Annotated in this window: 16 protein-coding genes; 1 reads left to right on the top strand and 15 read right to left on the bottom strand. The window is 45.7% G+C overall.

What is annotated here, in order from left to right:
• Positions 1–58: 58 nt before the first annotated feature.
• The gene (locus tag HPY31_RS05025; RefSeq protein ID WP_016742363.1) at positions 59–877 is read right to left on the bottom strand and encodes a flagellin N-terminal helical domain-containing protein; all 819 of its coding nucleotides are present in this window, start codon (positions 875–877) and stop codon (positions 59–61) included.
• 231 nt (positions 878–1108) lie between these two features.
• Between HPY31_RS05025 and fliB the strand changes: the two genes are divergently transcribed.
• The gene (fliB, locus tag HPY31_RS05030) at positions 1109–2353 is read left to right on the top strand and encodes a flagellin lysine-N-methylase (protein WP_172139078.1); all 1245 of its coding nucleotides are present in this window, start codon (positions 1109–1111) and stop codon (positions 2351–2353) included.
• 81 nt (positions 2354–2434) lie between these two features.
• Here the strand turns inward: fliB and csrA are convergent, their stop codons facing one another.
• The 14 genes from csrA to HPY31_RS05100 all read right to left on the bottom strand — a co-directional run bounded on the left by csrA (position 2435) and on the right by HPY31_RS05100 (position 13849).
• Entirely contained in the window at positions 2435–2680 is a 246-nt protein-coding gene (csrA, locus tag HPY31_RS05035) for a carbon storage regulator CsrA (protein ID WP_172139080.1), read from the bottom strand.
• An 11-nt stretch (positions 2681–2691) separates the two neighbouring features.
• Complete coding sequence (locus HPY31_RS05040; protein WP_371811676.1) at positions 2692–3102, bottom strand: flagellar assembly protein FliW; 411 nt, start codon at positions 3100–3102, stop codon at positions 2692–2694.
• 19 nt (positions 3103–3121) lie between these two features.
• Positions 3122–3679 (bottom strand): DUF6470 family protein, encoded by a 558-nt coding sequence (locus tag HPY31_RS05045; protein WP_371811677.1) that lies wholly within the window; start codon positions 3677–3679, stop codon positions 3122–3124.
• Positions 3680–3723: 44 nt separating this feature from the next.
• Positions 3724–4626: a flagellar hook-associated protein FlgL gene (gene flgL / locus HPY31_RS05050; protein ID WP_172139088.1), complete on the bottom strand. Its 903-nt coding sequence runs from the start codon at positions 4624–4626 to the stop codon at positions 3724–3726.
• A gap of 16 nt (positions 4627–4642) precedes the next feature.
• Positions 4643–6130: a flagellar hook-associated protein FlgK gene (gene flgK, locus HPY31_RS05055; protein WP_172139090.1), complete on the bottom strand. Its 1488-nt coding sequence runs from the start codon at positions 6128–6130 to the stop codon at positions 4643–4645.
• A 12-nt stretch (positions 6131–6142) separates the two neighbouring features.
• The gene (locus HPY31_RS05060; protein ID WP_087341954.1) at positions 6143–6634 is read right to left on the bottom strand and encodes a flagellar protein FlgN; all 492 of its coding nucleotides are present in this window, start codon (positions 6632–6634) and stop codon (positions 6143–6145) included.
• 72 nt (positions 6635–6706) lie between these two features.
• Positions 6707–6982, bottom strand: a complete 276-nt coding sequence (gene flgM / locus HPY31_RS05065; RefSeq protein WP_016742371.1) for a flagellar biosynthesis anti-sigma factor FlgM — start codon at positions 6980–6982, stop codon at positions 6707–6709.
• Between the two features lie 110 nt (positions 6983–7092).
• Positions 7093–7521 (bottom strand): TIGR03826 family flagellar region protein, encoded by a 429-nt coding sequence (locus tag HPY31_RS05070; protein WP_172139093.1) that lies wholly within the window; start codon positions 7519–7521, stop codon positions 7093–7095.
• Between the two features lie 87 nt (positions 7522–7608).
• Positions 7609–8388, bottom strand: coding sequence for a ComF family protein (locus HPY31_RS05075; RefSeq protein ID WP_172139095.1), 780 nt, complete (start codon positions 8386–8388; stop codon positions 7609–7611).
• Positions 8385–10367: an ATP-dependent helicase ComFA gene (locus HPY31_RS05080; RefSeq protein WP_172139098.1), complete on the bottom strand. Its 1983-nt coding sequence runs from the start codon at positions 10365–10367 to the stop codon at positions 8385–8387. The genes HPY31_RS05075 and HPY31_RS05080 overlap by 4 nt, the downstream gene beginning before the upstream one ends.
• Before the next feature lie 149 nt (positions 10368–10516).
• Positions 10517–10882: a glycosyltransferase family 2 protein gene (locus tag HPY31_RS05085; RefSeq protein ID WP_172139860.1), complete on the bottom strand. Its 366-nt coding sequence runs from the start codon at positions 10880–10882 to the stop codon at positions 10517–10519.
• 70 nt (positions 10883–10952) lie between these two features.
• Positions 10953–11660 (bottom strand): response regulator, encoded by a 708-nt coding sequence (locus HPY31_RS05090; RefSeq protein ID WP_015893575.1) that lies wholly within the window; start codon positions 11658–11660, stop codon positions 10953–10955.
• Between the two features lie 33 nt (positions 11661–11693).
• Positions 11694–12836 (bottom strand): sensor histidine kinase, encoded by a 1143-nt coding sequence (locus tag HPY31_RS05095; protein ID WP_172139100.1) that lies wholly within the window; start codon positions 12834–12836, stop codon positions 11694–11696.
• Positions 12833–13849: a polysaccharide deacetylase family protein gene (locus HPY31_RS05100; RefSeq protein ID WP_172139103.1), complete on the bottom strand. Its 1017-nt coding sequence runs from the start codon at positions 13847–13849 to the stop codon at positions 12833–12835. The genes HPY31_RS05095 and HPY31_RS05100 overlap by 4 nt, the downstream gene beginning before the upstream one ends.
• Positions 13850–13970 lie beyond the last annotated feature (121 nt).

The raw sequence follows: 13970 nt of genomic DNA on the forward strand, positions 1-13970 counted from the left end.
AATAAAAAAAAGCATGGGCATCCTTACGGATTTCCATGCTTTTTTATTCATTCTCTGATTAACGGAGAAGTTGCAGAACGCCTTGTGGCAATTGGTTAGCTTGAGCCAGCATAGCTTGGGAAGCTTGAGTCAAGATGTTGTTCTTTGTGAACGCCATTTGCTCTTTCGCCATATCTACATCGCGGATACGGGACTCAGCTGCAGTCAGGTTTTCAGAAGTAATGTTCAGGTTGTTGATAGTGTTTTCCAAACGGTTTTGGTTCGCACCCAAGTAGGAACGAGCAGCAGATACTTTGTTAATTACAGTGTCAATGCTACCCAGTACTTTAGAAGCTTTACCTGCAGTGTCAAGTCCCCATCCTTGAATAGCAGTATCAACTGCAGCGATAGAGAACTTATCTTTTGCCAAAGTCAATTTTTGACCTGCTTCTTGACCGATTTGGATATCAACAGATTTGGAACCATTCAACAAAGTAATTCCGTTGAATTTGGTGTTGTCTTTAATGTTAGTAACCTCTTTGGACAGCTCTTTCAACTCTTCATCCAGACGAGCACGGTCAGCAGCGTCATCGTAAGTTCCGTTAGCGGATTGTGTAGCCAGTTCTTTGATACGAACGAGCATGTTGTTCACAGTTTGCAGTGCACCCTCAGCTACTTGAATCAGGGAGATACCGTCTTGGGAGTTACGGGAAGCTTGCTCCATACCACGGATTTGTGCACGCATACGCTCAGAGATGGAGAGACCTGCAGCATCGTCAGCAGCACGGTTGATGCGGTAGCCGGAAGACAATTTCTCAACGTTTTTAGACAGGTTGCCACCGTTTACACCCAGTTGACGGTGAGTATTCATAGCAGACATATTGTGTTGGATAATCATGTACAATTCCTCCTTGAGTTTGACAGTCACGTCCCTGTGACTGTTGGTTAATAGGTAGGACTTACTACAACCGCGCGCTTGCAGCTTGCCCTCACAATATTTATATCGGAAATCTTCTTGATTCGGTTTAGTACTTTTTACTCTCTTTTTTCATTTTTTTCTCGAAATCTTATGAGCATCGCTAGAAATACCGATTTATATAAAAAGCACCGCAAAAAAGGAGGACTCAACTTGTCTCAATCCAATTCAATTATCCTCGTCCCTGCCTATATGGATCAGTTTCAATGCATTGGTTCTTCCTGCGAAGATACCTGTTGCACTGGATGGAGCGTAACCATAGACAAAGCAACCTACAAAAAATATAAAAAAGTAAAGGAGCCAGCTCTCGCAAAAAAGTTAGATAAAGTTTTAACAAGAAACAGGAGCAATCCAACCGAAAACAGCTATGCGAAAATGACGATGACTGAGTGTAAGAGCTGCCCTATGCTCTCGGCCGATCACCTTTGCGAGATCCAGTTAAATGTAGGGGAAGACTATTTGTCAACAACGTGTGCTTCATACCCTCGTGTAACCAATAGCGTAAACAACAACTATGAAATGTCTGCGAATTTATCCTGTCCTGAAGCTGCAAGACTGGCATTACTTAACCCGAATCCAATGGAATTTTTCGAAATAAAACTGGAAAAAAACCATAAACATCTGTTCTTTTCACAGCTTGAACCGAATAATTACACCAATAATCAAATAAGATCTTACTTTTGGGACTTGCGTATTTTTTCTATTGGACTCATACAGAACCGAAGTTACGACATTACAGACCGACTCTTAATTTTAGGGTTGTTTTATCAAAATTTACAGGACATCGTTGAGGCTGGAAACATAGCTGAAACCCCTCAGTTAATCGAAAACTACAGAAAGTTGATTCAAGCAGGCACATTACGCCAATCCCTAGCTCAAATTCCTATTGAGGCATCTGCACAAATTCGTTTATTAAAAGAACTAATCGATGTTCGTATTCATGCAGGAGGCGCCAACAGCCGCTATCTTAACAGCGTCGAAGCTTTCTTGGCTGGAATAAATTATACGGATACGGATGACATTGAAACCATTGCCTCACGATATCAGCATGCTCACGATATGTACTATAAGCCTTTCATGGAAGACCATTTTTACATTCTAGAAAACTATCTAGTTAATCAAATGTATAAAAACCTCTTCCCCTTCTACGGAAACAGCTTAAGCCTCATGGATAATTATGTTATGCTAGCTCTTCATTACAGCTTGATCAAGATGCATTTGATTGGGATCGCTGGCTTCCACAAATCTGATTTCAATTTAAATCATATACTTACATTGATTCAATCTTTAGCAAAAACAATCGAGCATAACCCAAGATATCTTCAATTCGCCTTCGATTATCTAAAGAAAAAAGAATTCACGTCCATCGCCGGGATGGCGATATTCCTAAAAAACTAGACAAAAAAGAGTTGTCGAAAACACATTCGACAACTCTTTTTGCAATTATACAAGTATCTTGTCACTCTAATCGTGTTATTACTATTTATCACTTTCATGATCATTCTTTAGAAAAAGCTGCTTCACCGCTACCCAATCTCTCTGATTCTGCGTCGCCAGTCGATTTTCTTCCTGAATCGCATCAAAAATTTCTTTCCTATACACTTCCAGATTACGCGGTGCATCGATGCCTATTTTAACCTGATCTCCATCAACTGCGATAATCTTGATTTCGATGGTGTCTCCTATCATGATCGATTCGTTTTTCTTTCGAGAAAGGACCAGCATGTACACACCACCTACTTTTGATCGTCAGCTTGTTGTTTAAACAACGGCTGACGAATGGAATATGTATCTTCCTGCAGAATCACTTGTCTGCCCATACGATTGCTCAGATTCACCACGATCGGGGCCTTTAGGTTCACGGTTGCCTCATTGTTTCCACGGAGCGTAACAATGGAGAATACCCCTAATTGGGATTCTTCGTCTACATGCAGGGCATTTTTGGCTACATCTGAAAGCTCAAATTCGTACTCGGGGAAAAAAGAAAAAGGATCGACTACCCAAAAGCCTACTTCCTTCTCTTCGGTAGACTGAATGATAAAAAGAGGACTTTCCTCTTCCTGTAACAGTTGAAAAAATTGCAAATGGGAAAACCCAGGGATGCCATCTTCAAAAAATAGCTTGCCCAATTCAACCTGTTGACTCATGTTCATGTTTTCCCCTCACTCACATCATTTGATCCAGTTGACTGCCAACCACATCTATTTTCAGACTATTATATTGTATCATATACGGCTCAACCTTGCCCGGCGTATAGGACAACTCCGGTGATCGTAATACCGGATCCATACGCATCCCGTTACGCTGTACATCTATAACAACCGGCTTGAATTCCGCGCTTATATTTACACCATCATCTGTCGAGGCTGCTGGGGGAGTATAGCCTCCCTCCAGCACGCGCAATCCTTTTTCTTGACCAATTGCAGCAATGGCGTTTTCCTTCGTATAGATCCGCATGAGACGATCGCCCTCTTGACTTTTCTCTGCAATCGCCTGCATAGCCTTTTGTTTGCCATAAGCAGCACTACTATCGCTAAACTGCATCGAAGTCATAATGCCAATATTAGCACGGGCCTGACTAGAATCGATCTGCAATATCGTACGGGCTTGTTCTATCGAAAGTGTAGCAGGAGTCTGGTGTAAATTCATTTCTGCTTTTGGCTGCTTAATTTCTTGAATAGGCTTATTTATGTTTAATCCTAGCTGAGCAAACGTGCTTTCCATTCGAATTTTGGGAATTTGCATTGGCTATTCACCCTCATCTTTCCCTAGCGAAGGAAATCCAACAAAGTTGGCTGAATAATACGGGCACCTGAACCTAAAGCTGCGTTGTGGACACTTTCCTGTGTTTTTAAATCTGTCATGACTTTCGCCATATCCGCATCTTCATTTTTTGACATTAGCCCAGTAATATTAACATCTTGACCCTTTAAACGCTCCGCAATAAGGTCGACACGGTTTACACTTGCCCCGAGAGAAGCTCGCTCGGCCAATAATTTATCAAATTGCTGATCAATTCCCGTGATAAATTGCGCGGCACTTCTACCATTGCTCAACTCAGTAATAATATTATCTAGCACCTTAAACATATTGTTCGCATTGTTAGGATAGTTAAATAAGTTTTGTGCGTTAATGTTTGAGGTCACAAAAACATTCTGGCTCACTTCCAAATTAATTGGAGAGCTGTTTGTACTGACGAAGTCACCTTTTCCCCCATTTGCAGCGGGATCATAAGGAGCTATGTTTGTATCTGTACCAGCAAAGATATACTTACCATTAATTTGCTGATTGGCTAGTGTACCTAAGTGAGTTTTCAATTCCCGTACTTCTGAAGCCATTGTGTTCAGGTCAGCAGGAGAAATGGCACCATCACCGGAATAAACAAGAAGCTCTTTGATCCGCTTCAAAACACTTCCAACTTCATCCATCGTACCATCTGTCATATCCATCCAGGATTGTGCTTCGTCAACGTTTCTTATATATTGATCATTCTCCATCAATGAGGAACGATAAAACATCCCCCGTGCTGCCACTACTGGATCATCAGATGGTTTAGCGATTTTGCTTCCAGATGAAAGCTGGTGCTGAAGATTATCCATAGTGCGCATGGAATTATGCAAATTCCGTAGCATATTACTATTTAACATGTTTTGCGTTACACGTACCGCCATGATTTAATCCCTCCTACTAGAGGCCCACTCGGCCCATACCGTTGATGACTTTATCCAAAACCTCGTCCATGCTTGTCATGACGCGTGCAGATGCACTGTACGCATGTTGGTACTTCACCATTTCCGCCATTTCATCGTCGATGGATACACCTGATACAGATTGTCGCTGGTTGTCTACAGTACCGACAAGCATTTCGGAGTTAAGTCGGTTACGTTCAGCTTCTTGAGCATCTACGCCCAATTGACTGATCGTATAGCGATAGTAGTTATCCAAAGTTGAACTCTCTGCTAAATCATTTGGACCAGCACCTGCTTGGAGCACTTTGAACTTAATGGATGCAATAGCCAATGCATTCTCATTGTTTCCTACTGGAGTACTTCCAGTTTCAGGTTTTGCCACAGCAATCGCATCCAAACTTTTCGTAATTTCTGGATTAATGACAATCCCAGATGCACTCGTTGGATAATTTTTAGTCGCTGGGTTTGCAGCCAGTGAACTCGCATCCACAAAGAACGGCAGATCCTGTACAGTCCCACTGTTAATATCACTCAAGCTTCGTCCTGCCCGGTGCAGATCGTTAATTTCCTTCGTCAGATTCACTGCCAAAACATCCAAGCGTTTCAGCATGCCCGGCACGATCTGATCACGAGATTGGAGGGTTCCTGCCATGTAGCCGGTTGTCGGCACAAACGCCGCTCCGCCCAGCGTCATATCACTCATGCCCGTAGCTGGATTCTGTACAGTAGCTACCGGCTGCGAAGTAATTCCAGTAACAAATTCACGACCTTCAATAGTCACGTTAACCATACCAGCTGTTGACTGAGTTGCACGGACCTCCACCAGCTTGGAGAGCTTGTCCAAAAGCACGTCACGTTGGTCATAAAGATCATTTGGCTGATAGCCGTGAGGGACAACGTTTGCAATCTGATTGTTCAAGTTAGCAATCTGTTGGCCCAAGGAATTGATCTCCATTGATTTTACGTTGACCACGTTATTGAGATCAGTTTGTACTTCCTTAATATGATTGGTTAGCGTATTAAATGTATCCGCTACTGCCTTGCTTCGTTCCCGAACAACTGCGCGAGCTGAAGTATCTGTCGGGTCCTTGGCAAGGTCCTGCCATGCTTGCCACATTTGGTCCATAACCTTTTGCAAACCAGTGTCAGAAGGCTCGTTCATGATGCCTTCCAATTTTTCCAATGTTTCCAAGCGGCCATCCCAGTATCCTTGGCGTTTGTACTCATTCCGATACTGAATATCCAAAAACTCTTCCCGCAGACGCTGGATACTAGTAGCTTGAACCCCTGTACCGAGCAACCCTGGCTCGATACTTGCTTGCATCCCTACATAAGGCAAACCAGTCGTAGCCTGCATATTCACGCGTTGGCGGCTGTAGCCTTCCGTATTCGCATTGGAGATATTGTGTCCCGTTGTATTTAGCGCGGACTGTTGAGCGAACAAGCCGCGTTTGCTGACTTCAATTCCATGAAAAGTAGAGCGCATTTCGACACCTCTTTACGCTTTTTTGTTGAAAAAAGTTCGATTAGCCTGACGATACGTATCCGAGGTCGGCCTTCCGTAGATGAAGTCGTCCTCGGGCGTATCCGTGATCAGGTCGAGCGTCATGTTGACAAAAGAAAGGGATTGCTCCAGTAACTGCTGATTCAGGTCGTTAGCATCGCGCAGTTCAGTCACAATCCGGCTTAGCTCATTACGACAGGAGTTGAGTCGCATCTTCTCTTCCGCACTGGTCGTCAACTTGATCAATTCAGCCAGTGTGCCTTCTTGCAGCGCAAAGCCCTTCTGTGCTGTCAGTTCTTTTACGACTTGCTGGCGGGCTGCTTCAGCTTCTGTGACGCCCTTGATCAGTTTTTGCTCCTGGCGTGTAATGGCTATAAGTTCATCCACATTTCCTTTTACCAGCACTTCTTTCTTGTGCATAGCTAAGGTATACAAGGCTTTGTGCAACTGGATCAAGTTGTCGAGCAGATCGTAGAGTCTGTTCATTCCTTGCTTCTCCTCATCTTCCATCGAAAACTATTCAAAGAGGCTGTTCAAAAAGCCCTCTTTTGGTCTGTATTACAGCTTTTTCCAAAAGGACAGGAGCTTATCAGCGATCCGCTCACTTGAGACGTGATATTTTCCTTCCTCTACTTGCTTCTTCAACTGCTCCACTTTTTCCCGACGTTGCGGAGAGTTGACATCTTCTACTTGCTTTTGCATTTCCAGCGCTTCTGTGGAAATATTTACTTCATCCTTGCCCATCGGGATTTTGCCGCTTTTGCCTACCTGATTGTTACCTGTCTTGTTGTAAGCATTGATCATCCCGACACGGTTAGGTTCATTAATCCGCATCTGATTACCATCCTCTCATACCAACGGTCTTTTCATAGAAAAAACCGATGACACCTCTTAGTAGTATCATCGGCAATTTCATCATGTACGATTAGTTTTTTTGCACAAAACTATTCGTCACTATTCTGCTTTCTTCGATAAGCTGCATTAGCCAGTTCGGCGCGTTGGAATTCGTCCAATCGTTGCTCTACCTCGAGTTGTTGCGTAATTTCATGCTTCAAGCCTTTTAGACAAGATTCGCAAATATTGCCTGCTCGAATCAAAAAACCGCATCGCTCACATGGGTAGCCAAGGTTGGGACTTCCGGCAACCGAAATGCGCCCTTCCTTGATAAACTTCGTGATTTGCTTCACGCTCACACCGGTAGCTTCGCTCACTTGATGAATATTCGATCCGCGATTTTCGCGCTTACGCAAATACTGGGCACATGCCTCATATTCTTGTTCCACTTCTTTATAGCATTTGGGGCAAATGTCACGGACTGCTTGTACAAATACAGCATCACACCGCGAGCAGTTTGCCAACTTGCCCATAGACATATCGGACAACCCCTTTTCCGTTCAGAAAGTTCATACGGTTCCATATCTGTTGTATGCCTACATCATAGCTTAATTTTCCCAAACTGGCTATCGGTATATTGTCAAGGAATACATATCACAGCTTGGCCCCAAATACTCTCTGATTGTCCTCGCGCATGAACGCAACGTCGAGCCAGTCGTATAAATATCGTCAAGGAGCAGGATTTTAGCAGCAGCAGGCATTTCCTGACCATCCCACACAAAAGCTTCGCGCATACTTTCGTGACGTGCTGTCCGCCCTTTTTGCTTGCTCAGCTTTGGGGTGTCCTTCGCCCGGAGAAGCAACGATTTTACAGGAATTTTGATTGCTGCTCCTAAATGACGAGCCAGCAAGTCAACCTGATTGAACCCGCGTTCCCGCAATCGCTGTGGATGTAGGGGAACCGTCGTGATACAGGTAAACCCCATAGACCTGTAATAACGCTGAACCGTAATGGCGAGAAGCGTACCGTAAAATGAAGCTAGCCGTTCGTCACCGCGGTATTTAAACAATCCGAGCAAATCCCTTTCTCCCTTTTCATAGCGAAGCAAACTCCGATTTGCCACCAATATTTGACCATCTTCCCCATGAACACAATCCCTGCATAGCCCTTCGTTGCCGATACTAGCCTGCAACTCCCTATCACGCCCGCACCGTTGGCAAATATCATGCCCGATCAAAGGTAAAGCATCAAGGCAAGCACCACACAACATAATCCCTTTTAACATGCGATAGGTGACTGGATAGCCCGCCTGTTCCGATAGCTGTCGCGCTTTTTCTCGAGCGACCGATTCCTTTTGAAATGCTAGGATACGCCCACCACAACGGACACACACCCCACTGGTCATGAATGCCCCCTTTGTTCCGCCAACCTTTGAGCCAAGCTGTTCATCTGTGAAATCTGCCTGACAGCCCGCTTTGGAGAAGTAGAGCGTTCTGCTTGTAAAAATAGAACGTTACCTGTCGTATCATCGACTGACCGCCCAACTCGCCCTGCTATCTGCACCAATGATGCCTCGTCAAATACTGGCGCCTCCGCACCTACGACTACTACGTCACTCTTTGGTATGGTCACACCCCGCTCCAGAATCGTTGTCGTCACCATGACGGTATAACGTTTTTCCCGAAAGGCGAGTACCTTCTCCTCCCGCATAGGGTCTTCCGCATGAACACCAGCCATCTCCCCCACATGAGCAGGAAGCCACTTGCGAAGGTATGATAGCACCCTGTCAATTTCATCAACCCGCGGTACAAAAACAAAAACTTGTCGGTCTTTATTCAGAGATGTACGCACTGCATCAATAAATGGCGCCACGATTCGATTCGTCTGAACGCGCTTATGTAAGCCTTGTACCGTGAGAATCTTGGGGACAGGAAGCGCAGCACCATGATAGCGCCCAGGCAACAGAACATGTGTATCAGAGAAAAGCGGTATCGCCCCAGACGAGCCTAGGTTTGAGCGTCCTTTTCTAACGAGCCGCTTTTGCAAATATCCCGGAGGTGTTGCGCTTAAATAAAGCAGCTTGCCATTCTTTTTCACCGCTCTGGATAGAGCGCGATACAAAATGGGATCATTATGATAAGGGAACGCGTCAGCCTCGTCGAGAACCACCAGCAAAAAACGTCGATGGTAGCGCATGACCTGATGCGTAGTCGCAATCGTGATGTCACTCTCTTCCCACTTTTCCGAGCTCGAACCGTGGACGGCAATCACTTTAGACCCTGGAAAAACCCGCTGAATCCTCGGAGCCAGCTCCAACACGACGTCTTTTCGAGGTGTTGCAATCAAAACGCGACCTCCAGCAGCAAGTGCCTCTGTAACCGACGGGAATAACAGTTCTGTTTTGCCCGCTCCACAAACAGCCCAAATCAAATATTCCGACAGCCCTGGTCTCGGATTGGCTACAAAGCAACGCGCTCGCTCAGCAGCCCGTGATTGATCGGCCGAATACTTCCCCGCCCACTCCAATCTCGCCACGTTCTGCAAATGTTCTGCGCTTCGGATAGGGGATGAACCTACATCCATTAAAAAATACGGCGTGCAACACTTACTCCTGCCCATCCCTAAGCAAGCTGTGCAATAAGCGCAACCTTGCTCACACGTATGACAGTAAGTAAACTCCACCTTCGCCCCAGCACTTCCGCAGCGTTCACATACCAACTCCAGCCGATCGCGCCGCCATCCTTTTGTGACCGAAAAACGAATGCCAGGTCGCCACTCCGCTTTGTTAGCAAGCACGAATGAATGCAAAATGGCGGACAAATCATGCACCTCCACCCCTCGCTTTTTCAGCAAGGACTCCACTTCATCCCATAGAAGAGCACGACCATCCAAAATCTCGCTTAATACAGCTTCTTGTGAATTCTCGTGTGATGAGCTCCTACGAAGTAGCTCGCGACCACTCGAATAGCTCAACCGAGCATCCGGCATTTCCCCCGATTCTTTGCCACCTTGATACGGGACTTCCACACTCTCCTCAACTGACTCCCAAGAAAACCACCCGTGCTTTCGGCGGTCCTGTACACTTATTACTTCCCGCCCATATAAGCTACTTGCTTCGCACACACTACTTACCGCTATCGCCCTCAACTCTTTTACATATCCATCAGTCAGCACCCGTTTGTCTTGATCCATCAAATACCCGTTTACCTTCGCACGCAAGGAAAAAGCCAGAGCAAGTGACGATGTCTTCCCGATGACATGAAGGACACATCCTTCTCTTTCCTGCCAAAAAGAACGATCTACAGAAAAGCTGGGCGTAACATAAGTCTGCACCTGTGGTATTGATCCGCCGCAAGCTTTGATATACAGCAAATACTCACGCATACGCTCACTCCTCCGCCCTCTTGCTCTTAGTGTGCAAAAAGACAGACTGGTCCAGCAAATAAATTTCGGAACCAGAATCAGGGCCTAGAAAAATAAAAAAGCTGCCGATCTATTGTCGACAGCTCGTAATATTTACGCTCACTAACTTTTTATGCTCCCTCTTTATTCTCCCGCAGATCAATGACGATGGTTCCAGCCGCCATCTCCTCATGTACGTCACCCAAACAATAGCCGTACGGATAACGTTTCAAGACGGCTGTCATCCGTTTCGTATCATCGTCAGCCCCATCATCTATCAAGGTAATTCGGATTGGTCTGCCACTCCAATACGAGCGAAACAGCAGACTCCTCACTACACGTTCTAGCACCTGTTCCGAATTGCGCACCAGCAACCGATAATGCTCATGCGGGAGCTCGCTCGCGGTATCCGTCCGAGTGGTCCAGCGCTCCGCGATCATTACCAATAAAGAGGAGCAGCCAAATGCTGCCAAAAGCCATACAATCAGCTCTTCCATCACGGTCATACCTCCTCCTATACCAAGGTATGCCGCACGGCTTGAACAGAGTGCAAATCGGAAGCGCTTCCTACAATTTCACCCAGCCGTTTTTAATGGAGATGACAACAGCTTGTGTCCGGTCTTGAACATTGAGCTTTTGCAAAATGCTGCTGACGTGATTTTTAACCGTCTTTTCACTAATAAACAGGAATTCCCCAATGGCACGATTGCTCTTCCCCTCTGCCATCAGCTGTAACACTTCCCGCTCGCGGCGGGTAAGCGATTCAATCACTTTTGGATCGATGGCTTGCGATTCATCTACAGAGAAGCTACGCTCTGCCGTCCCTTCCTGCTCGCTCAGACGACGGAATTCTTCAATCAGCTTGCCTGTCACCTTCGGATGTATGTATGCACCACCACTCGCCACTACACGCACAGCGTCAACGAGGTCTGACGTTCCCATTTCCTTCAGCAAGTAGCCAGACGCTCCAGCTCGGAGTGTACGATACACATATCCCTCATCATCATGAATCGAGAGCATAATCACACGAGTAGACGGGCTTACCGAAATCACATTTTCTGCAGCAGAAACGCCATTTATGTTTGGCATGTTAATATCCATCAACAAGACATCCGGCTTGTGCTCTTCCGCCAATACTGTGGCTTCTCCTCCGTCCGCACCTTCACCGACGACCTTGAAATCTTCTTCCATTTCCAATATTCGCTTTACGCCTTCGCGAAATAATTGATGGTCATCCACAATCACAATGCGGAGTTCTTGCTGTCTCTTATCCATGGTTCATCCCCCAGTACTTATTTACGTATCACGTCACAATTTTATCGGTATTTGGAATATAACCTTGGTTCCCTCTCCCGGAGCGGATTGCAGCTCGACACTGCCCTCTAAGAGCTGTACACGCTCACGCATTCCCAAGAGTCCAAAAGAGTTGCCATTCGCCATGCGTTTTTCCAGATCGAATCCGACCCCATCGTCTTTGACGATTAGGCTTAACGAATCTTGTACAAATTCCAGCTTCACTTGTACGGTCGTAGCGCCTGCGTGCTTCTCCACATTGTTCAGGCATTCCTGAACTAACCGGAAAATCGCCGCCTTTACCGAACTGCGCAAAGGAGGCTCCACACCGAATACTACAAGATCAATGGAAGACTGAATACGCTCTTCGCATGTCTGAATATATTTTTGCAAGGTAGGTACTAGCCCTAAGTCATCTAATGCCATCGGACGCAAATCAAAAATAATACGTCGAACATCCGCCAAGCTCAAGCGTACCATTTCCTTCAGCTCGTGAAGTTCCATTTGCGCTTCCAAAATACGTTCGTTCTTTAGCATGCGTTCTACAATTTCCGAACGCAACACGACATTCGCCATCGATTGAGCTGGCCCGTCGTGAATCTCGCGCGCGACACGCTTGCGCTCTTCTTCCTGAGCCTGGATTACCTTCAGGCCCATCAACTGATGCTGCTTAGCCGATTCCAGTGCCTCGCCTATCTTGCTTAAATCACCCGTCAAGTAACCAAGCACGACGCCCATTTGAGAAACCAGCTTTTCTGCTCGGACGATCGTTTCTTCCAAAGTACGCAGTTGACGTTCCAAATCATTTCTTCTGCGCTTCAAATTGTTTTCCCGCTCGCGGTAAATAGACAGTTCTACCTGGATACGGCTCGCCTCTTCATACGCAACCCGAATGTCTTCCTCCGTGTACATATGAAAATTGCGACTGACCAAGACGAGCTTGTTGCGTGATTTGCGATATGCAAGTTCAAGCGCATCGACTTTTTGAATCACTTTGGAAATCTCTTGTCGAAGTTCATGTAATTCAAACTTCAATGAGTTGCCATGCTGTCTGGCGTTTTCAGCTATATCAAATATTTGGGTTTTACTCGTTTCTACGGTTTCAATCGTTCGCTTGATCACCCCGTCCAGCACGCTGATGTCTATCGCTTTGTTCATGATTGCTCTCCTTCAAACTCATTTTTAGCTTTCGTGAACAACTGTTGGAGGTGCTCTTCTTCTACGTCTCGCAGTCCCATGTCATTGCGTGGAATGGCAAATGGATCTGTTCCCTGTTTTACGAATCCACGATTAGATGTAAACACATAGCGGTAGCCAGCTTCACGCGCTGTCTCCAGTACGATTGGACTTGTGTACCCAAACGGCAACGAGATGACGTCGATCTCTTGCTTCATCCACTCGCTTAGGCTGATGCGGGATATACGAAAATCCACATAGAGGCGGTCCCTGTACTCTTTTTCGTCCTCTAAACGATGCAAGTCCTTCAAATAGACCGGAGCTGTTTCTGGACCAAGATCGCCCCACTCATTTCTTTCTTCCTCTTCATGCAGACTGTACGTATGGGACCCGATTGTAACCAGTCCCGATTGAATCATTTCGTTAACTTGTTGACGCGTAAGTGGTGGCGTCATATTCTCCCGTTTTCGGTCAGCTACATCTCTTAAGCGCCCCGCAATCGCGAAGTTCACTGAAGGGTAGCCGTATGTACGTAAGATCGGAAATGCTTCTTTGTAGTAACTCTCATACCCATCGTCAAACGTAATCAAAACAGCATTCTCAGTCGGTAAGGTACCCGTCTCCATAAATCGCAGGAACTCCTCCAGCGAAATCGGATTCAGGTCATTATCATGCAAAAATTTCATGTGTCGGGCAAATTGATCAGGAGCTATGACATACCGCTGATTCGATTGATCCGTGACATGATGGTACGTCAAAACAACAACCTGATTGTTATACCACTTTTTCGTTTGAACCACTGCTTCTTCTGTTGGTGTGACGTTTGGCTCAGCATTTTTTGTCTCACTTATGCTTATAGACGTATCCACTTGGGGAAAAGGTTGCACTTCTTGTTTATTCTTTTTTTCCAGAAAAGATTCGCCTAACAACCCAATAGCCACTATAAAAAACAAAAAAGTAAGAAATACGATCAGGAAGAGCCTTCTGTTCGGCAAAAAAACCCCTCCTCTACTTCCTCACTAGGAGATTCGACACAGTCATACAAATTCCTGTGCAACAATTGACCCAATAATTGGATGACTCTGCTCCTAAAAGAAAAAGAGCCCAGTAGCAACA

The sequence above is a fragment of the Brevibacillus sp. HB1.3 genome, from assembly GCF_013186635.1.
In the GTDB taxonomy this organism is placed as follows: domain Bacteria; phylum Bacillota; class Bacilli; order Brevibacillales; family Brevibacillaceae; genus Brevibacillus; species Brevibacillus brevis_D.

Coding starts and splice junctions, on each gene's coding strand:
- HPY31_RS05025 (WP_016742363.1), bottom strand. CDS start 877: ATGATTATCCAACACAATATGTCTGCTATGAATACTCACCGTCAACTG.
- csrA (WP_172139080.1), bottom strand. CDS start 2,680: ATGCTGGTCCTTTCTCGAAAGAAAAACGAATCGATCATGATAGGAGAC.
- HPY31_RS05040 (WP_371811676.1), bottom strand. CDS start 3,102: ATGAGTCAACAGGTTGAATTGGGCAAGCTATTTTTTGAAGATGGCATC.
- HPY31_RS05045 (WP_371811677.1), bottom strand. CDS start 3,679: ATGGAAAGCACGTTTGCTCAGCTAGGATTAAACATAAATAAGCCTATT.
- flgL (WP_172139088.1), bottom strand. CDS start 4,626: ATGGCGGTACGTGTAACGCAAAACATGTTAAATAGTAATATGCTACGG.
- flgK (WP_172139090.1), bottom strand. CDS start 6,130: ATGCGCTCTACTTTTCATGGAATTGAAGTCAGCAAACGCGGCTTGTTC.
- HPY31_RS05060 (WP_087341954.1), bottom strand. CDS start 6,634: ATGAACAGACTCTACGATCTGCTCGACAACTTGATCCAGTTGCACAAA.
- flgM (WP_016742371.1), bottom strand. CDS start 6,982: ATGCGGATTAATGAACCTAACCGTGTCGGGATGATCAATGCTTACAAC.
- HPY31_RS05070 (WP_172139093.1), bottom strand. CDS start 7,521: ATGTCTATGGGCAAGTTGGCAAACTGCTCGCGGTGTGATGCTGTATTT.
- HPY31_RS05075 (WP_172139095.1), bottom strand. CDS start 8,388: ATGACCAGTGGGGTGTGTGTCCGTTGTGGTGGGCGTATCCTAGCATTT.
- HPY31_RS05080 (WP_172139098.1), bottom strand. CDS start 10,367: ATGCGTGAGTATTTGCTGTATATCAAAGCTTGCGGCGGATCAATACCA.
- HPY31_RS05085 (WP_172139860.1), bottom strand. CDS start 10,882: ATGGAAGAGCTGATTGTATGGCTTTTGGCAGCATTTGGCTGCTCCTCT.
- HPY31_RS05090 (WP_015893575.1), bottom strand. CDS start 11,660: ATGGATAAGAGACAGCAAGAACTCCGCATTGTGATTGTGGATGACCAT.
- HPY31_RS05095 (WP_172139100.1), bottom strand. CDS start 12,836: ATGAACAAAGCGATAGACATCAGCGTGCTGGACGGGGTGATCAAGCGA.